General features: G+C 65.5%; 21 protein-coding genes and 1 riboswitch. Of the genes, 5 read left to right on the top strand and 16 right to left on the bottom strand.

The window, feature by feature from the left end; genetic code table 11:
- Positions 1 to 80: 80 nt before the first annotated feature.
- Positions 81 to 318: riboswitch (cobalamin riboswitch) on the bottom strand.
- A 36-nt stretch (positions 319 to 354) separates the two neighbouring features.
- The 3 genes from ACOYR3_RS09700 (at position 355) to ACOYR3_RS09690 (ending at position 2,162) form a co-directional block, all read left to right on the top strand.
- Complete coding sequence (locus ACOYR3_RS09700; RefSeq protein ID WP_291484167.1) at positions 355 to 588, top strand: DUF904 domain-containing protein; 234 nt, start codon at positions 355 to 357, stop codon at positions 586 to 588.
- On the top strand, positions 585 to 929 hold the full coding sequence (locus tag ACOYR3_RS09695; protein WP_422846224.1) for a cell division protein ZapA: 345 nt from the start codon (positions 585 to 587) through the stop codon (positions 927 to 929). Before ACOYR3_RS09700 ends, ACOYR3_RS09695 begins: the two co-directional genes overlap by 4 nt.
- A gap of 417 nt (positions 930 to 1,346) precedes the next feature.
- Positions 1,347 to 2,162 (top strand): sulfite exporter TauE/SafE family protein, encoded by an 816-nt coding sequence (locus ACOYR3_RS09690; protein WP_422846223.1) that lies wholly within the window; start codon positions 1,347 to 1,349, stop codon positions 2,160 to 2,162.
- A gap of 33 nt (positions 2,163 to 2,195) precedes the next feature.
- Here the strand turns inward: ACOYR3_RS09690 and ACOYR3_RS09685 are convergent, their stop codons facing one another.
- The 4 genes from ACOYR3_RS09685 to hemN form a co-directional block, all read right to left on the bottom strand.
- Positions 2,196 to 4,643 carry an EAL domain-containing protein gene (locus tag ACOYR3_RS09685; RefSeq protein WP_422846222.1) on the bottom strand — a complete coding sequence of 816 codons (2,448 nt, stop codon included), beginning with the start codon at positions 4,641 to 4,643 and terminating at the stop codon, positions 2,196 to 2,198.
- Entirely contained in the window at positions 4,640 to 5,947 is a 1,308-nt protein-coding gene (locus ACOYR3_RS09680; protein WP_422846221.1) for an HD-GYP domain-containing protein, read from the bottom strand. The genes ACOYR3_RS09685 and ACOYR3_RS09680 overlap by 4 nt, the downstream gene beginning before the upstream one ends.
- Before the next feature lie 212 nt (positions 5,948 to 6,159).
- Positions 6,160 to 6,888, bottom strand: coding sequence for a sulfite exporter TauE/SafE family protein (locus ACOYR3_RS09675; protein ID WP_422846220.1), 729 nt, complete (start codon positions 6,886 to 6,888; stop codon positions 6,160 to 6,162).
- Positions 6,889 to 6,893: 5 nt separating this feature from the next.
- Positions 6,894 to 8,276, bottom strand: a complete 1,383-nt coding sequence (gene hemN, locus ACOYR3_RS09670) for an oxygen-independent coproporphyrinogen III oxidase (protein WP_422846219.1) — start codon at positions 8,274 to 8,276, stop codon at positions 6,894 to 6,896.
- A gap of 185 nt (positions 8,277 to 8,461) precedes the next feature.
- On the opposite strand from hemN, the gene fnr reads away from it, so the two are divergent.
- Positions 8,462 to 9,184: a fumarate/nitrate reduction transcriptional regulator Fnr gene (gene fnr, locus ACOYR3_RS09665; protein WP_422846218.1), complete on the top strand. Its 723-nt coding sequence runs from the start codon at positions 8,462 to 8,464 to the stop codon at positions 9,182 to 9,184.
- Between the two features lie 129 nt (positions 9,185 to 9,313).
- Here the strand turns inward: fnr and ACOYR3_RS09660 are convergent, their stop codons facing one another.
- The 9 genes from ACOYR3_RS09660 to ACOYR3_RS09620 form a co-directional block, all read right to left on the bottom strand.
- Complete coding sequence (locus tag ACOYR3_RS09660; protein ID WP_291484159.1) at positions 9,314 to 9,607, bottom strand: hypothetical protein; 294 nt, start codon at positions 9,605 to 9,607, stop codon at positions 9,314 to 9,316.
- A 53-nt stretch (positions 9,608 to 9,660) separates the two neighbouring features.
- Entirely contained in the window at positions 9,661 to 9,942 is a 282-nt protein-coding gene (locus ACOYR3_RS09655; protein ID WP_422846217.1) for a FixH family protein, read from the bottom strand.
- 72 nt (positions 9,943 to 10,014) lie between these two features.
- Positions 10,015 to 11,460, bottom strand: coding sequence for a cytochrome c oxidase accessory protein CcoG (gene ccoG / locus ACOYR3_RS09650; RefSeq protein WP_422846216.1), 1,446 nt, complete (start codon positions 11,458 to 11,460; stop codon positions 10,015 to 10,017).
- A 163-nt stretch (positions 11,461 to 11,623) separates the two neighbouring features.
- The gene (gene ccoP, locus ACOYR3_RS09645; RefSeq protein ID WP_422846215.1) at positions 11,624 to 12,526 is read right to left on the bottom strand and encodes a cytochrome-c oxidase, cbb3-type subunit III; all 903 of its coding nucleotides are present in this window, start codon (positions 12,524 to 12,526) and stop codon (positions 11,624 to 11,626) included.
- A gap of 24 nt (positions 12,527 to 12,550) precedes the next feature.
- On the bottom strand, positions 12,551 to 12,688 hold the full coding sequence (locus ACOYR3_RS09640) for a cbb3-type cytochrome oxidase subunit 3 (RefSeq protein ID WP_422846214.1): 138 nt from the start codon (positions 12,686 to 12,688) through the stop codon (positions 12,551 to 12,553).
- A gap of 12 nt (positions 12,689 to 12,700) precedes the next feature.
- A complete protein-coding gene (gene ccoO / locus ACOYR3_RS09635) occupies positions 12,701 to 13,333 on the bottom strand; it encodes a cytochrome-c oxidase, cbb3-type subunit II (RefSeq protein WP_422846213.1) in 633 nt (210 codons plus the stop codon).
- Positions 13,334 to 13,352: 19 nt separating this feature from the next.
- Positions 13,353 to 14,792: a cytochrome-c oxidase, cbb3-type subunit I gene (gene ccoN / locus ACOYR3_RS09630; RefSeq protein WP_422846212.1), complete on the bottom strand. Its 1,440-nt coding sequence runs from the start codon at positions 14,790 to 14,792 to the stop codon at positions 13,353 to 13,355.
- Positions 14,793 to 14,857: 65 nt separating this feature from the next.
- A complete protein-coding gene (gene ccoS, locus ACOYR3_RS09625; protein ID WP_008906189.1) occupies positions 14,858 to 14,995 on the bottom strand; it encodes a cbb3-type cytochrome oxidase assembly protein CcoS in 138 nt (45 codons plus the stop codon).
- Positions 14,995 to 17,448: a heavy metal translocating P-type ATPase gene (locus ACOYR3_RS09620; protein ID WP_422846561.1), complete on the bottom strand. Its 2,454-nt coding sequence runs from the start codon at positions 17,446 to 17,448 to the stop codon at positions 14,995 to 14,997. The genes ccoS and ACOYR3_RS09620 overlap by 1 nt, the downstream gene beginning before the upstream one ends.
- A 107-nt stretch (positions 17,449 to 17,555) precedes the next feature.
- Between ACOYR3_RS09620 and ACOYR3_RS09615 the strand changes: the two genes are divergently transcribed.
- A complete protein-coding gene (locus tag ACOYR3_RS09615; protein ID WP_422846211.1) occupies positions 17,556 to 17,999 on the top strand; it encodes a universal stress protein in 444 nt (147 codons plus the stop codon).
- 123 nt (positions 18,000 to 18,122) lie between these two features.
- On the opposite strand, the gene ACOYR3_RS09610 is transcribed toward ACOYR3_RS09615, so the two are convergent.
- Genes ACOYR3_RS09610 through ACOYR3_RS09600 form a run of 3 tightly spaced genes read right to left on the bottom strand, consistent with a single transcriptional unit; the run spans position 18,123 to position 20,484 of the window.
- Positions 18,123 to 18,836: an ABC transporter ATP-binding protein gene (locus ACOYR3_RS09610; RefSeq protein ID WP_422846210.1), complete on the bottom strand. Its 714-nt coding sequence runs from the start codon at positions 18,834 to 18,836 to the stop codon at positions 18,123 to 18,125.
- Positions 18,833 to 19,597, bottom strand: a complete 765-nt coding sequence (locus tag ACOYR3_RS09605) for an ABC transporter ATP-binding protein (RefSeq protein ID WP_338794990.1) — start codon at positions 19,595 to 19,597, stop codon at positions 18,833 to 18,835. The genes ACOYR3_RS09610 and ACOYR3_RS09605 overlap by 4 nt, the downstream gene beginning before the upstream one ends.
- Positions 19,594 to 20,484 carry a branched-chain amino acid ABC transporter permease gene (locus ACOYR3_RS09600; protein WP_422846209.1) on the bottom strand — a complete coding sequence of 297 codons (891 nt, stop codon included), beginning with the start codon at positions 20,482 to 20,484 and terminating at the stop codon, positions 19,594 to 19,596. The genes ACOYR3_RS09605 and ACOYR3_RS09600 overlap by 4 nt, the downstream gene beginning before the upstream one ends.
- Between the last annotated feature and the right edge of the window lie 5 nt (positions 20,485 to 20,489).

Here is a 20,489-nt window from a genome sequence, read left to right as displayed (position 1 = left end):
TCAACGTCAACAAACAACCCGGGCCGGCCTCCCGCCAGCATGTGGGTGATACAGCCGCGAGCCGCTTCAAAAAAGAAGCGCAGGCGACCACCGTGTTGGCCGGTATCCGGGCTGGCGGAACGCCCTCCAACGCCTTCCCAAGCGCTTGTTCAAGGCACTCAGTGGCTTGTGGTTGGAGAGAGAGTCGCAAGGACTCGTCCGCTGACCGTTGCGGGGGCAGCGCAGGCTGGGCCGGCCCTGGTGGGCGAGACCTCCCTGCTTCCCGTTGAACTGCGGCATGTGAACCACACCGCGAGCACCAACGGCGGGATTTTACGGCTGTTTACAGCCCGCAACCCTACAATCGAGGGTTGTATGGCCACACCGTCCCCGTCTACCACCGACCAGATCGCCGAACGCGTGGAGCGCCTGCTGCTGCGCCACGCCGAGTTGCAACGGACCAATGCGCTGCTCGCTGAGCAGGTGGCGGCCTTGACGCAGGAGCGGGATTCGCTCAAGTCCCGCCTCAGCGCCGCACGCGCTCGGGTGGACGCCCTGCTCGAACGCCTTCCCCCGGCCGCCACCCCGGTCACGAAAGAAGCAGAATGAAGCAAATCGAGGTGCACATCCTGCAGCAAAGCTACCTGCTGTCCTGCCCCGAGGGGCACGAAAGCCGGCTGCTGGAAGCCGTGGAGCGCGTGGACACGGCCATGACGCGCATCCGCGACGCCGGCAAGGTGCGGGCGCGCGAGCGCATCGCCGTGCTGGCGGCGCTGAACCTCGCCTTTGAAGTGGCCGACCGCGAGGCCGCGGCCCCTGCGGCGCCGGCCCCCGCCGCAGTCCCGGCATCCACTCCGGAGTCCGCGCTGGCAGACGGCGACGAACAACGCCTGCGCCACTTGGTCCATCGCCTGGACGAAGCCCTGGGCGACGACGGCCGCCTGCTCTGACAGAGCCTTCGCACGGCCCGCTGTTTTTTAACAACCCGGCGGCTGCAGTCAAAGGGTGGCGCTTGCCGCACCTGGCGGCGCGGGTTTCGGCAGACCGGTTCCTGCAAGACGGCTTGCCAGCGCCTACAATGGGCAGGTCTGCGAAGCTGCTGGGCTTTATATTTCCTTGAACCAATGCTCCATGAGCTCGGGCTTGGTACATCGTCCGGTGAGCGTGATCATCTCGCGTCAGATGAACCCAACGCCAGGCTGCCCTCGCCCACCTGAACCCCCGGTTCAGGATGACGGCTCGGTGGCATTCGCAGACACCCTCTTCCTTTCCCTGCCGCCGCAGCTGCCCGGACCGCCATATGGCCCGGCCCGGACAGCGGGCGGCAGCCGATCCGCACTCTCGCAGGCCTTGCCCGTTGTTGCCCCATGCTGGACCCCTTTCTGATCATTGAACTTGGCGCACTGGGCCTGGCCACAGGCTTTCTCGCGGGCCTGCTGGGCATCGGCGGCGGCATGCTGCTGGTGCCGTTCATCACCTACATCCTGGGCGCGCGGCAGGTGGCCCCCGACCTGGCCGTGAAGATGGCCATCGCCACCTCCATGGCCACGATCATGTTCACCTCCATCTCCAGCGTGCGCGCGCACCACCGGCGCGGCGCGGTGCGGTGGGACATCGTGAAACGCCTTGCCCCCGGCATCGTGCTGGGCGGGTTTGTCGCCAGCCTGGGCGTGTTTGCGCTGCTGAAGGGCTCGTTCCTGGCGATCTTCTTCGCCCTGTTCGTGAGCTTTTCGGCCTTCCAGATGTTCCTGGACAAGAAGCCTGCGCCCACCCGGCAGATGCCCGGCGGCGCCGGGCAAGTGGCCGCCGGAGGTGTCATCGGATTTCTGTCGGGGCTGGTGGGCGCAGGCGGCGGCTTCGTGAGCGTGCCTTTCATGACCTGGTGCAATGTTCCCATCCACAACGCGGTGGCCACCAGCGCAGCCCTGGGCTTTCCCATCGCGCTGGCCAACGTGGTGGGCTACGTCGTCGGCGGCCAGCATGTCGAGGGCCTGCCGGCTGCGTCTCTGGGCTATGTGTGGCTGCCGGCGCTGGCGGTCATTGCCACCTGCAGCGTGCTCACGGCCCCGCTGGGCGCGAAGGCTGCGCACAGCCTGCCGGTCAAGCAGCTCAAGCGGGTGTTCGCGTCCCTGTTGTTCGGCCTGGCGGCGTACATGCTCTGGAAGGGCCTCGCGGCACTCTGAGCCCGGGCCGCAGCACCCGCTGCGGCGATGGCCTCACCCCTGCACGGGCCGGCGCCGCCCCTTGGCCTTCACCGGGCGGGGCTGCTGCGCCAGCAGCGCGCGGAATGCATCCGCGGGCAGGCCCGGCGCGCACAGGAACCCCTGGTAGTGGTCGCAGTGCATCTGCTGCAGCACGGCTTGCTGGGTTGGCGTCTCCACCCCCTCCGCCACCACCTCGATGTGCAGCGCGCGGCCCATGCTGACGATCGCGCTCACGATGGCGCGGTCCCCCTCGTCGTCGGGCAGCCCCCGCACGAAGGACTGGTCGATCTTGAGCTTGTGCAGCGGCAGCTTCTTCAGATAGGCCAAGCTGGAGTACCCGGTGCCGAAGTCATCGATGGCCAGGCCGATGCCCAGGCCCGCCAGCACCCGCAGGCGCTGCTCCATCTCCTGCGCGTCCTGCAGCAGCAGGGTTTCCGTCAGCTCCAGTTCCAGCAGCGTGGGGGGCAGCTGGTGCACCGCAAGCAGGCGGGTGATGCGGTCCACGAAGTCGGGCTGACGGAACTCCAGCGCCGACACGTTCACCGAGATCACGATGGGCGTGCCGCCGTGCATCCACACGGCCGCCTCGCGCACGGCCTGTTCCATCACCCAGGCTCCGAGCGTCACGATATAGCCCGACTCCTCGGCCAGCGGAATGAACTGCCCCGGCGACACCGCGCCAAACTCCGGGTCGGTCCAGCGGATCAGGGCCTCGGCCCCGGTGATGCGGCCCGTGAGCATGTTGACCTGGGGCTGGTAATGAACCGCCATGCGGCCCAGTCCCAGGGCCTGGCGCATGGCATGCTCCATCTGCATGCGGGACAGAAGATTGGCGTTCATCTGCGGCTGGTAGAAGCCGTAGCTGCCCCGCCCACGCTCCTTGACGCGGTACATCGCGGTGTCAGCCTGCTTGATGAGTTCGTCCAGCGTGGCGCCATCCTGCGGGTACAAGGACATGCCGATGCTGCACTGGATGGAAAACCCCATGCCGTCGAGCATGAACGGCTTGAGCATGTCGTCGAGAATGCGCCGCGCCACGCTTTCCGCAACCTCCGCGCCGCCACCGTGCAGGTAGATGACGAACTCATCGCCGCCGAGCCGGCACAGCATGTCGGTCTGGCGCAGGCACGCCTGCAGGCGCTCCGCCACCAGTTGCAGCACGCGGTCGCCGAAAGGGTGGCCCAGGGAGTCGTTGATGATCTTGAAGCGGTCGAGATCCAGGAACAGGATGGCGAAGCCGGTATCGCTCTGGCGCGCTCCCTGGATGGCTGTGTCCACGCGCTGCGACAGCAGCAGCCGGTTGGGGAGGCCCGTGAGCACGTCGCTGTAGGCCAGCTCCTCGATGCGCTTCTGGGCGGCATGCTGCAGAGTCAGGTCGCGCATGAAGCCGATGCTCTGCACCAGCCGGCCTTCGTCGTCACGCAGCGCCACCCAGGACAGCTGTACCGCGCAGTACGCGCCGTTGTCCCGGGGAAGCCACAGCTCTCCCTCCCAGAACCCTTCCTGCGCCCAGCCTTCCAGAACCTGTTCCATGAAGGCTGCATCCAGGTTGCCGCCGAACAGCGACGCCGCCATGCGCCCCTCGAAGGACTTGGCCGTGGGGCCGACCAGCCGCTCGCACCCCGGGTTCATCCGCAGGATGCGGTGCTGGCTGTCGGCGATGAAAATCGCGTCAAGGCTGGATTCGAACACGCGGGCGGCCAGCCGCAGGCTCGCCTGGATCTCGGCCTGGCGGGTGATGTCGCGGAACGAGAACACCCGCCCCGCGGGCTCGCCACGGCTGAACTGTGGCACCGTCCGCAGTTCCAGCACGGTGCCGTTGCGCAGGGCGACGATATCGTTGCTTTCTTGCGCGGGCTCGCGGGCCAGGGATGCCAGGCGCTCGGAGTAGGCGCGCTCGTCCTGCACCTGCGACCGCATGTACGCATAGACGGCCGCATCGTCCCGCTGCACCAGCAATTCCTGCGGGAGCCCCCACAGCTGGGCGAGGCGTTGGTTGAAGGCCCGGATACTGCCGTCCAGCCCGCACACGAGCATGCCATCGGCGGCGGAGTCCAGCGTGCCGCGCAACTCCGACAGCAGGGTTTCGAGTTCGCGCTCGGTGGCTTCCTGGACGCTGCGGTCCAGCATGGTCAGCATGAACATGGTGCCGGAAGATGCATCCATCGGCACCCGCACCACCCGCCTATCCACGGGCAGCAGCGACCCATCGGCGCGCAACAGCAAGGTGTGCGAGTGAATGCCCTGCGCAATCACCGCGGCCGGCTCGGCCCAGAACGCGTGGTCCTGCGGGGTCGCAGCCAAGCTGAGCACCGACGCCCCGGCCATGGCCGCAGCGGGCAAACCCGACAGCACCTGCGCCGCGGCATTGGCGTACAGGATGCGCAGGCTGCCCTCATCCACCAGCCACACGGCCTCCTGGAGTCCATCCAGCCAACCGGGGGCCTGCGAAGCCGTCACGGGTGCCCCTCAGACGAGCCGGTGAGGACTGCCCGCTCAAAAAAGTAGCAGATGCGCCGCCGCGGTGACAGGTAGTCCAGCGCATCGCGCGGTAGCTGCGCCGGCTTCAGGCTGCGCCGGATGCCGAGTTCCGGCACGGTCTCCAGGTCCAGGATCGGCGCCTCTTCCTTGGGAACCCGCGAATCGTGAACGATGACCTTCGGCCGCAGCGGGCGCGACGAATTCACCGACGCCACGATGGCGTACCGGTCATTGACCAGCTGGACGACAGACCCCGGTGGATACACCCCCATCATGCGGATGAAGGCCCCCAGCACCACGGAGTCGAACCGCGGCTTGAGCTGCGCAAAAATGACCGACAGGGCTTCGTGCGGCGTGAGCGCATCCACGCCGTTGGCGGGGTTGCACATGCGGTCGTAGTGGTTGACCAGGGCCAACACCTGGCTTGCGCGCGACAGGGCGGGCCCCTGCAGGCGCTGCGGGAAACCGCTTCCGTCGGCCATTTCATGGTGCTGCGCAATGGCCTTGAGCACCGGGTCGGGCAACCCCATGCGCGTGCCCAGCGCCACGGACTCTGCCACGTGGGATTCGTAGCGCGTGCGCTCCATGGGGATCATGGAGACGGTGGGGTGCCGCAGGTTCGGCGGCAGTTTCAGCTTGCCCAGGTCGTGCAGCAGGGCGGCAACGCCCAGATCCTGCAGTTCCGCGCTCTGCATGCCCAGCGCACGCCCCAGAAGCAGCGAAATCACCAGCACGTTGATGGGATGCAGGGCGCTGCACTCGCCCACCCCCTCGGACAGCAGCCGGATGACGGAGTCCCCGTTCTCGAGCAGTTCGGCCACGCAGGACGCCACCAGCGCATCGCCGCTCGCCCGCGCCTGGTCGGGATGATCGACAACGGTGCGCTCCAGCGCGTGGTACTGCCGCGTCGCCGCTCCGAATCGCTGATCGCAGACGGCCAGCGCCCGGTTCTGGGCCTCCAGCAATTCACGCCTGCGCCGGGCTTCGGGATCGGCCGCTGCGGTCGCCTGGGCCGCGGCGGCTTCATTGCTCCCGGCCGAGGCCGGCTCCGCCATGTCCGCCACATTCCATGCGGCGGGCACGATTTCCTGCAGCCCCGGATCGCTCTTCTTGGGGAAATAACGCACCTCCGCCAGCCCGAGCCCGCGCAACGTGGCAATCTGCTCTGCCGACGCGATGCGGAAACTGCTGACAGGAAACGGATGGTGCATCCAGCCCACGTCGAGCTGGATGTACATGCCGACCCGCAGTTGGCTGATGTCAATGAGGATGGAGGAGTTCACGTCCGTGCGTGTGAAACATGGCGACGCTTCTGCCACCAATAGTTACACACATTATCGCCACTTCAACGTCGGCACCAGAGCAACTCGCCACGCCTGAGGCAACCCGGCAACAGACCCTGCGGGCGCCATGCCGGGTGCGCTGCGCCACGGGGCCGGATTTCACAGGAAGGCGGGGGCTTCGGTGCGGCCGTGGGGGCCTTGCAGCAAGCTGACTACCGACACCAGAGGGAGGGCTTGTAGATCAAATCCATCCACAGCGCCCAACCCGCCACGGCGCAGAGCAAGCCACCCGCCACACGGGTTCCCCAATCGGCGCGAGAGGCATTGAGGCGCGCCTTGAGCTTTCCCCAGACCCACGGGCCGCCCACGAGCCAGACGCCGCTGCCAACGCCAAACAGCGCCATGGTCAGCGCCCCCTCCAGCGCTCCGCCGCTCAGGGCGGCCACGAGCAGCGCCGAATACAGCAGCCCGCAGGGCATCAAGGCCCACAGGAACCCTGCCGCGAGCACGCCGCCGGGTGCGCGCACCCAGGGCCGGACCCGGCTCCATACCGAACGCCCGGCCTGCTCCACCCACTGCGGTTGGCGGGCCTGGATCATCATCATCAACCCCCACGCCATGACCGCCACGTGCAACAGCGTCCACGCCGGGCGCAATGCCACCGTCTGCTGCGTCAGCCACGCCAGGCTGTCCATGGCCAGGGCCGCGAGCCCACCAGCAGCGCCGTACCCCGCCAGGCGGCCCAGGTGAAACGCAATGCCGCGGCGGACCACGCCGCCCTGCGGTACCCACTGGATGGGCTGCTCCCCCACCTCCCCACTGGACGCATGCCCACCGCCCTGCCCGACCAACGCACCACAGGGTGCGGAACACATGGCCAGGCAGTGGGACCCGCCCACGAGTCCCATCAGCAGGGCGGTGGTGGCAGTCGTAGCGTTCATGGGGCTCAGATGATGCGGGAAAAACGGGCGCGGTTGCGGTCGGCCTGCAGATAGCGGTCAAACACCATGGCGATCCCCCGCACAAAGAACCAGCCCATGGCCGTCACCTCGATCCCATCAGGGCGCATGGCCACCAGCCCCTGTTCGGCCATGGTTTCCAACTGCGTCAGCTCGGGGCCGAAGTAGCTGCGGAAATCGATGAGCCACGCCTGTTCCATGGGTTCGAACAGCAACTCGCCCTGGCACATCAATGCCATGATGACCGCACGCCGCACCAGATCATCGCGGGTGAGCGCCAGTCCGCGAACCACGGGGAGGCGCCCTTGGTTGAGCAGGTCGTAATACTCGTCGAGCGTCTTGGCATTCTGGCTGTAGGTGGCGCCGACCCGGCCGATGGCCGACACGCCCAACCCGATCAGATCGCAGTCGGGCTGGGTGCTGTACCCCTGGAAGTTGCGGTGCAGGCGGCCCTGCCGCTTGGCAACAGCCAGCGCATCTTCCGGCAGCGCAAAGTGGTCCATTCCCACATAAACGTAGCCCGCGTCCATGAAAGCATCCAGCGAGCGGGACAGCATGGAGACCTTCCCCGCGGCAGTGGGCAGCTCGGCGGAGACGATGCGCCGCTGGGGCTTGAAGCGCTCCGGCAGATGGGCGTAGGCATACAGGGCGATGCGGTCCGGACGCAGTTGCGCGACCTGGGCCAGCGTGCGGTCAAACGACTCGGGGGTCTGGCGCGGCAAGCCGTAGATCAGATCGACGTTGACGGACTCGAATCCCAGCGACCGCGCCGACTCGACCAGTGAGAACACCTGCTCGGCAGGCTGGATGCGGTGCACGGCCTTCTGCACCTCGGGATCGAAATCCTGCACACCGAAACTCAGCCGGTTGAAGCCCAGCTCGGCCAGCAGGGCAAGCCGCTGCGCGTCCACGGTACGGGGATCGACCTCGATCGAATACTCCCCCCCGGGCGCCAGCGAGAAGCTCCGCTTGAGCATCGCCATCAGTTCCCGCAGGCCATCATCCGACAGGAACGTGGGCGTGCCACCGCCCAGGTGCAGCTGGCTCACCACCTGGCCGGTACCGCAGCGGGCCGTGTGCAGATCCACCTCGCGGCTCAGGTACCGGAGATAGACCTCGGCCCTGTCATGGTGTTTGGTGATGATCTTGTTACAAGCGCAGTAGTAGCATAGCGACTCGCAAAACGGTATGTGCACATACAGCGACAGCGGCAGCGCTTTCGTCATGGAGCCCAGACGCCGTTGCTCCAGCGCGAGGGCGTAGTCGTCCTGTCCGAAAGCTTCCACGAAGCGGTCAGCCGTTGGATAAGAGGTATAGCGGGGCCCTGGCACGTCAAAACGGCGCAGAAGGTCGGGCGAAACAGCGGTCATGGGCAAATTCCTTGCGTACCTTTTCACTGTGCCGTAAGCTGCACCCAGCGTCCTTGACCTGAATCAAGCAATGACATAACGCGAACAGCGACAATTTGATGCATGTCAGTCGCTACCAGGGCCTCTGGAACCACCCGTGGGCATGCGCGACGATATGCTCGAAACTCTTATCAGCACCTGTGTCTATGAATCCGCTCACCATCAAAGTCGCCTGCTCCAACTGCAACCTGCGCGAGCTGTGCATGCCGGTCGGATTGAGCGAGGACCAACTGCAGCGAATTGATGAAGTGGTTGCCGTGCGGCGCAAGGTGAAACGCGGGGGCACCCTGTTCCGCAACGGCGAGTCGTTTACCTCGCTCTATGCGATCCGCACAGGCTTCTTCAAGACATGCGTGGCGACGGAAGATGGCCGCGACCAGGTGACGGGCTTTCAGATGGCGGGCGAGATCATTGGCCTGGATGGGATTGTCAATGACCACCACACCTGCGACGCTGTCGCACTGGAAGACGCCGAGGTGTGCGTGATGCCGTTTGACCGCATCGAGGAACTCTCCCGCGAGGTCACGGCCCTGCAGCACCACGTGCACAAGATCATGAGCCGAGAGATCGTTCGCGAACACGGCGTGATGCTGCTGCTGGGCAGCATGCGCGCCGAAGAACGCCTGGCGGCCTTTCTTCTCAACCTCGTGCAGCGGCTGCACGCCCGTGGCTTTTCCCAGTCCGAGCTAGTGCTGCGCATGACGCGGGAAGAGATCGGCAGCTACCTGGGCCTCAAGCTGGAGACGGTGAGCCGCACGTTCTCAAAGTTCGTGGAAGAAGGGACTGTCGAGGTCAAGCAGCGCCATGTGCGCATCCTCAATACCGACGCGCTCAGGCGCATCGTGAACAACCAGCAAGCCTGCCACTGACACGTTAGCGGCACTGCAGTCAGCGCGACCAAATCGCGCGGCACAACTGGCCGTTGCAATCCCAGGCGCATCCACCGCGCCACACCGTCTTTTTGACGGAGCTGCGGGGCGGTAACCCCACCCGCCCGCTCAGGGGCAGGAAGGCGTTTTGCGGCAATCGTCTGGACGGTCGCCCTCGGGCACCGGGCAGCGATTGAGTTCGAAAGGCGACATCGCCAGCAGGGTGGTCAGCGCGCTGGACACCATGGCAATTCCCCAGAACGCAAAAAACGCCAGGGTATAGACCCCTTCCCGCGAGAGCGCCAGCGGTTGTCCGAACCAGTGCAGATCCTGCGGATCCACCAGCGCAAAAACCAGCATTTCCATCACCGCCGCCATAAGAAAGGCGGGCCAGGCAATCCACATCAGGCGTTGCGTCCACATTGGTTTGTCTCCTGCAAAAACGCACAAGCAGCCAGTCGCCAGGCCAGTGTAATTCAGCGAGGCTGGTCCTGCACAGGCGTGGCTGCGTGGTTGCGGGCCTTCATGGCGGGAGCCAGGCTCTTGCTGGGTTCGGACAGCGTCTTGTTGATCTCCACCCCTTGGCGGTAATAGTCTTCCGCCACCACGGGATCAGGACGCGACAGCGCAAGCCATAGTGTGACGAAGCCGGCAATGATCACGATGACGGGGCCGGCAATGATCAGCCAGACATGGCCAAACTTCCACCACGGTGCTGTGGCGGGTGCGGCAGCGCCAAGTGCGGTGCTGGTAGACATGGGCTCACTCCTTCAAGATTGAAATGTTCTGTGCAAGGCACCAAGCGCCTTGCACCAGTATGCCTGCGTGCGCTACCGCGGCACCAGGAAGACCGACTTTTCCGACACGTGGTCTGCAGCACCCAGGGCCTGGATGTCGAAATGCACGGCGTGCGATCCTGGGGGCACAGAGCCATAGGGCACCTGAAGGCGCACGGCGACCCAGCGGGACTCGGCAGGCCCGATCTCGACTTCTGGCTCGGAAGCGACCTCCAGGCCCTCGATGCCGCGCGCCGCGATGCGGTACCGCTGTGGGCCTTCGGTGGCATTCATGATTTGCAGACGGTAGATGTTCTCCAGCTTGCCTCCCGCCACGATGCGAGACAGTGCGGCGCGATCACGCACCACGTCCACCTTCAGCGGCGTGCGGTTGACCAGGCTCACCAACATTCCGATGCACAGGGTCGCGAGCACCGCGCTGTAGATCAGTACGCGCGGCCGCAGCACGCGCCGGAATATTTGCGACTGGCTCCAGCGGTTGGCCACACCGTTCTGGGTCGAGAAGCGGATCAGCCCCTTGGGGTAGTGCATCTTGTCCATCACGGTGTTGCAGGCATCCACGCACAGCCCGCAGCCGATGCACTCGTACTGCAGCCCTTTGCGAATGTCGATACCCACCGGGCAGACCTGCACGCACAGGGTGCAGTCGATGCAATCGCCAAGCCCCTTGGCCTTGTAATCCACCGTTTTGTTGCGAGGGCCGCGGGGTTCGCCGCGCTGGACGTCATAACTGACGATGAGCGTGTCCTTGTCGAACATGGCGCTCTGGAACCGGGCGTAAGGGCACATGTACTTGCAGACCTGCTCGCGCATGTAGCCGGCGTTGCCATAGGTGGCAAAACCGTAGAACAGCACCCAGAATATCTGCCAGCTGCCCTGCAATGCCAGCAGTTCTGCGCCCAGCTGGCGGATAGGAACGAAATAGCCCACAAAGGTGAAACCCGTCCAGGCAGCGACCACAATCCAGACCAGCTGCTTGAGGAATTTCTTGCGGATCTTCTCGAACGTCCAGGGACCATTGTCCAGCCGCATCCGCGCACTGCGATCCCCTTCGATCTTGTGCTCGATCCACATGAAGATCTCGGTGTAGACCGTTTGCGGGCACGCAAAGCCGCACCACAGGCGCCCCGCCACAGCCGTGAAAAGGAACAGCGAGAGCGCGGAAATGATCAGCAGGCCCGTGAGGTAGATGAAGTCCTGCGGGTACAGCACCAGCCCGAAGATGTAGAACCGCCGCGCGCCCAGGTCGAACAAGACCATCTGGCGCTGTCCCCACTCAAACCAGGGCAGGCCGTAGAAGACCAACTGCGTCAAAAACACCATGGCCCAGCGCCACCGCGCAAACAGCCCGCTGATGGACCGGGGGTACACCTTCTTTTGCGCCTCGTACAGGGAGACGATCTCGGTGTTGGCTGACGCGTCCGGGGCCGCCGGGGCTATCGGGATGACCTTGCGCGCTGGCTCGCTGGGGGGGTTCATGGTTTTCTCAATCCCTTGAAGACTAGCAATGCCGACTCCTAGTCCAGAGCCAGCTCACAAAACCCGTCGGGCAAATGCCAGGATGGGGCCTGACGGGTTTTGTGAGCAGGTTCCAAGCACCAAGGCGGCGCCGGGCGCCGCCTTGGTGCTCAGAGGAATGCCGTCACTTGACGTTCGACAAGCCCCACACGTAAGCCGCCAGCACACTGATCTGCGCCTCTGTCAGCTTCTCGGCCTGTGCCGGCATCTGGTTCACCTTGCCGTTGTTGACCATGGCGGCCACTGCGGCCTCACCCCAGCCATGCAGCCAGATGTCGTCGGTCAGGTTGGGCGCGCCCAGTGCCTGGTTCCCCTTGCCATCCATGCCGTGACAGGCAGCGCAGGCAGCGAACTTGGGCTTGCCCAGCGACGCACGCAGCGAATCGTGCGGGCTGCCGGACAGGCTCAGCACGTAGTGCGCAAGGTTGCGAACATCTTCTGCAGAGCCGACTGCCGCGACCATGGGAGGCATGTTGCCGATGCGGCCCTTCTCGATCGTTTCACGGATCTTCTCAGGTGCGCCGCCATGCAGCCAGTCATTGTCCGTCAGGTTGGGAAACCCCTTGCTGCCGCGGGCATCCGAGCCATGGCACTGCGCGCAGTTGTTCATGAACAGGCGCTCGCCGATGGCCTTGGCTTGCGGGTCCCTGGCCATGTCTTCCGGCTTCATCGACGCAAAGCGGGCATACAGGGGCTCGAGTTCCGTCTTGGCCTTGGCCATTTCAGCGTCGTACTGGCCCTTTTGGGTCCAGCTGAGCTTGCCGGTGAACGCACCCAGGCCGGGGTAGGCGGCCAGGTAGCCCAGGCCGAAGACAATGGTGATGACGAACAGCCACACCCACCACCGTGGCAGAGGGTTGTTCATCTCGACCAGATCTTCGTCCCAGACGTGGCCGGTAGTGTTGTCGGACGTGGCCATCACCTTCTTGCGCCCTGCCATCCACAGCAGGATCGCGCAGCCGATGATGCCGACCAGGGTCAGCGTGGTCACAAAGACCGACCAGAAATTGCTAGTGAAGTCACTCATGGGGTGTTCTCGTTCTGGTAAAGGTCAATCTTGCTCGAAGGGCAACTGGGCAGCTTCGTCAAAGCGGTTCTTGTTGCGGCCCTGGTAGGCCCACACCCAGATGCCGATAAAGCAGGCCATCGATGCCAGCGTGGCGCCGATGCGCATGGTGGTGATATCCATGGCGAATCTCCTTTACTTGAGCGCACGGCCCAGCACTTGCAGGTAAGCCACCAGGGCTTCCAGCTCGGTCTTGCCCTTCACCTCGTCGACAGACGCCGCGATCTGCGCATCCGTGTAAGGCACGCCCACAGTGCGCAGGGCCTTCATGTGGGCCGGCAGCACGCTGGCGTCCACCGGGCTCTTTTCCAGCCATGGATAGGCGGGCATGTTGGACTCAGGCACCACGTCACGCGGGTTGTTCAAGTGAATGCGATGCCATTCATCGCTGTACTTGCCGCCCACGCGCTGCAGGTCCGGCCCGGTGCGCTTGCTGCCCCACTGGAAGGGATGGTCATAGACGAACTCGCCCGCCACCGAATAGTGGCCATACCGCAGCGTTTCCGCGCGGAAGGGGCGAATCATCTGCGAGTGGCAGTTGTAGCAGCCTTCGCGGGTGTAGATGTCGCGGCCTGCCAGCTGAAGGGCCGTGTAGGGCTCGACCCCCTTGACGGCTTCCGTGGTGGACTTCTGGAAGAACAGCGGCACGATCTCGACCAGGCCGCCAATGGCGATCACCAGCAGGATCAGCACGATCATCAGAAAGTTGTTGGTTTCCACCTTTTCGTGGGAGAAGCCGGTCGAAGCAGATGCGTTGTTGTTAGACATGAATAAATCTCCTTCGGGCTCAGGCGTGGGCCGCATTCACGGCGGGGATAGCCACCTTGACCGAGCGACCCGAGATCGCAGTCATCCACACGTTCCAGGCCATGACGATCATGCCGCCCAGGTACAGCAAGCCGCCGCACACACGGATCACGTAGAACGGATAGGTCGCCTTCACGCTTTCCACGAAGGTGTAGGTGAGCGTGCCGTCGGGATTGATCGCGCGCCACATCAGGCCTTGCATCACCCCGGCAATCCACATGGCGGCGATGTACAGCACGATACCGATCGTGGCCATCCAGAAGTGCAGCTCAATCGCCTTGACGGAATGCATCTTGTCGCGGCCGAAGAGGCGGGGAACCAGGTAGTACAGCGAACCCATGGAGATCAGGCCCACCCAACCCAGGGCACCGGAGTGCACGTGGCCCACAGTCCAGTCGGTGTAGTGGCTCAGGGCGTTGACGGTCTTGATGGACATCATCGGGCCCTCGAACGTGGACATGCCGTAGAACGACAGGGACACGATCAGGAAACGCAGGATGGGGTCGTCACGCAGCTTGTGCCATGCGCCCGACAGGGTCATGATCCCGTTGATCATGCCGCCCCAGCTGGGAGCCAGCAGGATCAGGGAGAACACCATGCCCACCGATTGCGTCCAGTCAGGCAGCGCGGTGTAGTGCAGATGGTGAGGACCCGCCCACATGTAGGTGAAGATCAGGGCCCAGAAGTGCACGATCGACAGGCGATACGAGTACACGGGGCGGCCGGCCTGCTTGGGGATGAAGTAGTACATCATGCCCAGGAAGCCTGCGGTCAGGAAGAAGCCCACGGCATTGTGGCCATACCACCATTGCACCATGGCGTCCTGCACACCTGCGTAGGCCGAGTAGCTCTTCATGTAGCCGGCCGGAATCGCAGCGCTATTGACCACGTGCAGCAGGGCCACAGCCAGGATGAAGGCGCCGAAGAACCAGTTGGCCACGTAGATGTGCTTGACCTTGCGCACGCCGATCGTTCCGAAGAACACGACGGCATAGGCCACCCACACCAGGGTGATCAGGATGTCGATGGGCCACTCCAGTTCGGCGTATTCCTTGCCCTGGGTGTAACCCAGCGGCAGGCTCACCACGGCCGCGGCGATGACCAGCAGCCAGCCCCAGAAGGTGAACGAGGCCAAGGGTCCGCCAAACAGGCGGACCTGGCAGGTGCGCTGCACCACGTAGTAGCTGGTGGCGAACAGCGCGCTGCCGCCGAACCCGAAGATCACCGCGTTGGTGTGCAACGGTCGCAAGCGGCCGTAGCTTAGCCAGGGAATGCCTAAGTTGAGTTCCGGCCAGGCGAGCTGGGCGGCGACGATAACGCCCACCAGCATGCCGACCACCCCCACGACCACGGCCAAGATAGAAAACTGCCGCACTACGGTGTCGTTGTAGTGTGCAGCATTAGTTTTTGAAGAATCCATCGGGCACCTCTTTTTTAATGCAGTAAGAGTTTGTTGTAGTCAGCCTTTTGGGGCATTGACACATGTCAACCGTCTCGGAGAATCCGCTCCCCCTCTTGCTCCACGCTCTCGAACTGGCCGTGGTAGACCGCCCACCACAGCCCGGCCAAGATCATCAGCACCAGCACCACGGACAGCGGAATCAGCAGATAAAGAATGTCCATCAGGCGGTCTCCAGAGTAGTCTTTGAAATGTTCGCGGCCTGCAGAGCCCCGGGGGCAGGCTCAGCCTGCCCACCCTGGGGATCGCCCGGCAGGCCCCGGGCCAGCCGTGCCGCATTGAGCACCACCAGCAGGGAACTCAGCGCCATGCCCAATCCGGCCAGCCAGGCGGGCATCCAGCCCACCACCGCCAAGGGCACGGACAGGGCGTTGTAGCCCGCAGCCCACCAGAGGTTCTGGCGCACCACGCCCAACGTGGCGCGCGCCAGCAAGGCGGTCTGGGGAACCAGCGCCAGGTTGTCTGCCAGCACCACGAAATCCGCCCGCGATTGCGCCAGGGGAACGGCCCGCCCGAACGCAAACGACACATGGGCACCCGCGAGCACTGGTCCGTCGTTGAGGCCGTCGCCCACCATGGCGACACAATGCCCCTCCGCTTGCAGCGCGCGCAACGCGGCCAGCTTGTCCTGCGGGGTGCACTCGCCCACCGCGAGGCCGATGCCCGCCTGGGCGGCCACGCGCTGCACGGCTTGCTGCCGGTCCCCCGAAAGCAGCCGCACCGCCATGCCTGCCTGCTGCAACGAGGCCACCACCCCGGGCGCCTCCGCGCGCAGGTCTTCCACCAGATCGAAGCGGGCGACCTCGGACACCGCACCGTCCGCCCCCTGCTCCGACAGCACGACCTGCAGGCCCTGCCCCGCGCCGTGGACTGGCACGCCGGCATGCGCCGCGGACCCCAGGCGGAACTGCCGCGGCAGCGCATCGCGGGCCTGGCGGTCCTGTACCGTGGCCACCAGGCCGAACCCGGCTTCTTCGCGCAGGTCGGCGACCCGCCAGCGCTCGGCACGCGCGGCCTGGGCAGCGTCCGCCGCGACGCTGGCAGCCACCGCGCGCGAGGCAGGATGCATGGAATGGCCGGCCAGCACGGCGGCCAGCCCCAGCGCCTGCGCACCATCCCAGCCCGCTGCAGGATGGACCGCCCGCAGCGCCATGCCATCCCGCGTGAGCGTGCCGGTCTTGTCGAACACCACGGTATCCACCTGCGCAAGGGCCTCCAGGCCCTGCAGATTGCGCACCAGCACACCGTGCCGCGCCAGGGTGCCGGCGGCCGTGAGCATGGCCACGGGCGTTGCCAGCGACAGCGCGCAAGGACAGGTCACGATCAGCACCGCCACGGCCACCATCAGTGCGCGCCCCGGATCGGAGGGCCACCAGTACACCGCCGCCAGCAGTGCCGCCACCAGCACCGCCACCAGGAACGGGCGGGCGATGCGGTCGGCCAGCTGGGCCAGGCGGGGCTTTTGCAGGGATGCGCTCTCCATGAGCGCCACGATGTGCGCAAAGCGCGTCTGCGCCCCGAGGCCCTCGACCAGCACCTCCACCGGAGCCTGCAGGTTGTAGCTGCCCGCCGTGACCAGGCTGCCTTCGCCACGCGCCACCGGCGTGGACTCGCCGGTGAGCAGCGATTCGTCGGCGTGGGTGTTGCCGCGCAGGATGCGACCGTCGGCAGGAAACGCCTCGCCCGGCAGCACGCGAATGGTGTCCCCCACCGCCAGGCGCCGCGTGGCCACGCGCTCGAAGTCCCCTGCGGGCGTGCGCCGCTCCACGCTGTCAGGCAGGCGGTTCATCACGGCCTCCAGCGCCCCGGCCGTGCGGTCGCGCAGCCGCAGCTCCAGCCAGCGGCCCGTCAGAAGGAAGAAGACGAACATGGTGAGCGAGTCGTAGTAGACCTCCCGCCCGAAGATGCCTGAGGGATCGAAGGTGCCTGCAGTGCTCACCACGAAGGTGATGGCCATGCCCAGCGCCACCGGCAGATCCATGCTCACCCGGCGCTGGCGGATATCCCGCAGCGCGCTGGCAAAGAACGGTCCGCAGGAAAACACCACCATCGGCAGCGTGATGACCCAAGACGCCCAGCGCAGCAGCCGCTCCATCTCGGGCGTCAGGTCGCCCGGCTGCGCCACGTAGGCGGGCCATGCGTACATCATCACCTGCATCATGCAAAAGCCCGCCACCAGCCAGCGCCACAGGGCGCGCCGGCTTTCCTTCAGGCGCTGCTCGCGGGCAAAGGCGTCCATGGCAGGCATCGCGCGGTAGCCGGCTTTCTGCACGGCCTCGATCCATTGCGACGGGCGCACCTGGGCGGGGTCCCACACCACGCGGGCACGGCGGGTGGCCGCGCTCACATCGGCCTGCCGCACGCCGGGCACGCTGCGCAGCGCGTCTTCGATCGTCAGGGCGCAGGCCGCGCAATGCATGCCCTCCAGCACTACCTGCGAATCCCAGGTGCAGGCGGCGGGGTCTGCGGGTGCCGCGCCCGCCGCGTCGCGGGGACGGCCGAATGCCGACCATTCCTGCGGATCATCCAGCAGCGCGGCCTGGGCGGCCGGCGCCACCAGCGCAGCCGCTCCCGCGGCAGGCGCCGACGGCGCTACCGGCTGATCGGGTCGAAACATTGACATGGTTCAAGCCTATCTTTGCGACATGACATGCACATTGACCTGCATCAAGTCCGTGGACATGATTCATCCTAAGCTTGTTGCATCACTTGGAGGACCTTTTTATGTACAAACGCATCCTGATTGCAACAGACGGCTCCCCTCTTTCGGACAAGGCGGTGGAGCACGGGCTCTCCATCGCCACCCTCACCGGCGCCAGCGTGGTGGCCCTGAAGGTGGTGCCGCGCTATCCCCGCAGCTATTTCGAAGGCGGCATGCCGGTGGACGCCAATGACGTCAAGCGCATCGAGTCGCAGTGGGGCAGCGCCGCCCAGGCGATGGTGGACGGCGTCAAGGCCCAGGGCGACGCGCAGGGGATCGCCGTCAAGCCCATCATTGCCAAGTCGGACCTGGTGGCCGAGGCCATCATCTCCGCCGCCAAGAAGCACAAGTGCGACCTGATCGTAATGGCCTCGCACGGCCGCAAGGGCCTCAAGCGCCTGCTGCTGGGCAGCGAAACGCAGCATGTGCTGACGCACTCGCACATTCCGGTGCTGGTGCTGCGCTAAGCATAAAAGCAGGCTCTAGCGCTTATCCAGAAAGCGCCAGCAGCTATATAAACCATAGCAAAACACCGAGAAGGCTCCAGGCTCTCTCGGTGCTTTTTCATTCCCGGCCGGGTTGCGGGCGGCTCAGTGGTTGCCCAGATACAGCTGCGCCATGCGTTCATCGGCCAGCAGCCCCTGCGCCGGGCCTTGCAGCACGCAGCGCCCCTGGTCCAGGATATAGCCCTGCTGGCTGATCTGCAGCGCCTGGCGCGCGCGCTGCTCCACCATCAGCACCGCCACGCCTGCGGCGGGCAGCTTTTGCACCATGTCGAACACCTTGCCCACCAAGGAGGGGGCCAGCGCCGCCGTGGGCTCGTCCAGCACCATGATGCGCGGCGACGGCATGAGGGCGCGGGCAAAGGCGAGCTGCTGGCGCTCACCACCCGAGAGGTTGCTGGCGGGCTGCGGCAGGCGCTCCACCAGCGCCGGGAAGTCCGCCAGCACCTCGTCCATGCGCTGCTTGAGGTGCTTCACGCCCCGCACCACCTGCAGGTTCTCGCGCACGGTGAGCGACGGAAACACATTCGCCACCTGCGGCACATAGGCCAGCCCGGCGTCAAAACGGTCTTCGGCCGACAAGGCCGTGATGTCGCGCCCGCCCAGGTGGATGGTGCCTGCCACACGCGGCAGCAGGCCCAGCAGCGCCTTCACCAGCGTGGACTTGCCTGCGCCGTTGGTGCCCGCAATGGTCACGATCTCGCCCGATGCCACGGCCAGATCAATGCCGTGGATGATGTCCACCTCGGAATACCCGCCGCGCAACTGCGCGATCTGCAGCAAGTTGTCTGCGCCGCTCATACCACCCCTCCCATGTAGGCTTCCTGCACGCGCGGGTCGTCCAGCACGGTGTGCGGGTCGCCCTCGGCCAGGATGGCACCCCGGTCCATCACGATCATGCGGTGCGACAGCGACTTGAGCGCCTGCAGATGGTGCTCGATCACGATGAACGCAATGCCCTGCCCGTTCAGCTCGCGCACGCGGTCGCAAATCTCTTCGATCAGCACCGGGTTCACCCCGGCAAACGGCTCGTCCAGCAAGATGCAGCGCGGGTCCAGCATCAGCACGCGGCCCAGCTCCACCAGCTTCTTCTGCCCACCCGAGAGGCCGCCGGCCTTCACATCGCGCACCCGCGCCAGGTTCAAAAACTGCAGGATGCGGTCGGCCTTGATGGAGAGCTGCGCCTCATGCTCGCGGCGGGCGCGGGTCTGGAAGAAGGCGTTCAGCAGCCGCTCGCCCTGGGGGTTAGCGGCGGCAGCCATCAGGTTTTCGTGCACCGTGAGGCTCTTGAACTCGCGCGGGATCTGGAACGTGCGCACCAGCCCCAGCCGCGCGCGGCGGTAAGGCGGGATGCGCGTGATGTCCTGCCCATCAAACTGGATCTGCCCCGCGTCCGCGGGCTGTTGCCCGGCAATGGCCGCAAACAGCGTGCTCTTGCCCGCACCGTTGGTGCCTGCAATGCCCAGAATTTCGCCCGCCCCCAGTTGCAGCGACACACCGTCCACCGCCTTGAAGCCCCCGAATTGCCGCGTGACGGCATCGACTTTCAGCATCGTTGTCATTTGGCACTCCCTGCCGAGCCGCCGAACAGGCCGTTGGGCTTGTACAGCGTGACCAGAATCAGCGCCAGGCCCACCGCCGCCAGGCGCAGGCTTGCCATGCCGACCTCAGACACGCCCGGCACCCAGTCTTTGGCAAAGCGCGAGCCTTCCAGAAACACCATGAGCAGCAGGGAGCCAAACACCGCGCCACGCACGGTGCCCGAGCCGCCCATCACCAGCCCCATCCACACATAGAAGGTGATGAGCGGGATGAACTGCTCTGGCGTGATGAAGGTGATGAAGTGCGCGTAGAACGCCCCCGCCACACCAGCCAGTGCGGCCCCCAGCATGAACACCTGCACCTTGAACCAGGCCGGGTCCTTGCCCAGCGCAGACAAGGCGGCTTCGTCATCGCCAATGGCTTTGAGCAAGCGGCCAAACGGGCTGGCCGCCAAACGCACCGTGCCCCAGGCCACCAGGGCGACCAGCGCCAGCAGCGTGGCAAATATCGCCATGTCCGACACCCCACTGCCCCACGACGCAAACAGCTTGGGCAGGCCAGGCAAGCCCTGTACGCCTTTGGTGAGCCAGCTTTCTTGCTGGATGGAAATGCGCACGGCTTCCGAAAAACCCAGCGTGACGATGGCCAGGTAGTCATCCCGCAGGCGCAGCGACAGCAAGCCGATGGGCAGCGCCAGCACACCGGCCAGCACGCCCGCTGCCACAAAGCACAGCACCAGCGGCACGCCTTGCAGCGCCAGCAATCCCGAGGTGTAGGCGCCCACGGCAAAGAACGCCACCACGCCAAAGTTGACCAGCCGGGTCAGGCCGAACTGCAGGTTCAGCCCCAGCGCCAGCAGGCAGTAAATGAGGGCAACGATGCCAATGGCACAGAGGTAAGCAATCATGAATC

It is taken from the genome of Acidovorax sp. M2(2025) (assembly GCF_049330835.1).
GTDB lineage: Bacteria > Pseudomonadota > Gammaproteobacteria > Burkholderiales > Burkholderiaceae_C > Acidovorax.
This window is presented reverse-complemented; position numbering and strand designations above follow the sequence as displayed.

Bases quoted from the DNA above. Each gene is read 5' to 3' on its own strand.
- ACOYR3_RS09700 (WP_291484167.1), top strand. From the start codon at position 355: ATGGCCACACCGTCCCCGTCTACCACCGACCAGATCGCCGAACGCGTG.
- ACOYR3_RS09695 (WP_422846224.1), top strand. From the start codon at position 585: ATGAAGCAAATCGAGGTGCACATCCTGCAGCAAAGCTACCTGCTGTCC.
- ACOYR3_RS09690 (WP_422846223.1), top strand. From the start codon at position 1,347: ATGCTGGACCCCTTTCTGATCATTGAACTTGGCGCACTGGGCCTGGCC.
- ACOYR3_RS09675 (WP_422846220.1), bottom strand. From the start codon at position 6,888: ATGAACGCTACGACTGCCACCACCGCCCTGCTGATGGGACTCGTGGGC.
- hemN (WP_422846219.1), bottom strand. From the start codon at position 8,276: ATGACCGCTGTTTCGCCCGACCTTCTGCGCCGTTTTGACGTGCCAGGG.
- fnr (WP_422846218.1), top strand. From the start codon at position 8,462: ATGAATCCGCTCACCATCAAAGTCGCCTGCTCCAACTGCAACCTGCGC.
- ACOYR3_RS09660 (WP_291484159.1), bottom strand. From the start codon at position 9,607: ATGTGGACGCAACGCCTGATGTGGATTGCCTGGCCCGCCTTTCTTATG.
- ACOYR3_RS09655 (WP_422846217.1), bottom strand. From the start codon at position 9,942: ATGTCTACCAGCACCGCACTTGGCGCTGCCGCACCCGCCACAGCACCG.
- ccoG (WP_422846216.1), bottom strand. From the start codon at position 11,460: ATGAACCCCCCCAGCGAGCCAGCGCGCAAGGTCATCCCGATAGCCCCG.
- ccoP (WP_422846215.1), bottom strand. From the start codon at position 12,526: ATGAGTGACTTCACTAGCAATTTCTGGTCGGTCTTTGTGACCACGCTG.
- ACOYR3_RS09640 (WP_422846214.1), bottom strand. From the start codon at position 12,688: ATGGATATCACCACCATGCGCATCGGCGCCACGCTGGCATCGATGGCC.
- ccoO (WP_422846213.1), bottom strand. From the start codon at position 13,333: ATGTCTAACAACAACGCATCTGCTTCGACCGGCTTCTCCCACGAAAAG.
- ccoN (WP_422846212.1), bottom strand. From the start codon at position 14,792: ATGGATTCTTCAAAAACTAATGCTGCACACTACAACGACACCGTAGTG.
- ccoS (WP_008906189.1), bottom strand. From the start codon at position 14,995: ATGGACATTCTTTATCTGCTGATTCCGCTGTCCGTGGTGCTGGTGCTG.
- ACOYR3_RS09620 (WP_422846561.1), bottom strand. From the start codon at position 17,448: ATGTTTCGACCCGATCAGCCGGTAGCGCCGTCGGCGCCTGCCGCGGGA.
- ACOYR3_RS09615 (WP_422846211.1), top strand. From the start codon at position 17,556: ATGTACAAACGCATCCTGATTGCAACAGACGGCTCCCCTCTTTCGGAC.
- ACOYR3_RS09610 (WP_422846210.1), bottom strand. From the start codon at position 18,836: ATGAGCGGCGCAGACAACTTGCTGCAGATCGCGCAGTTGCGCGGCGGG.
- ACOYR3_RS09605 (WP_338794990.1), bottom strand. From the start codon at position 19,597: ATGACAACGATGCTGAAAGTCGATGCCGTCACGCGGCAATTCGGGGGC.
- ACOYR3_RS09600 (WP_422846209.1), bottom strand. From the start codon at position 20,484: ATGATTGCTTACCTCTGTGCCATTGGCATCGTTGCCCTCATTTACTGC.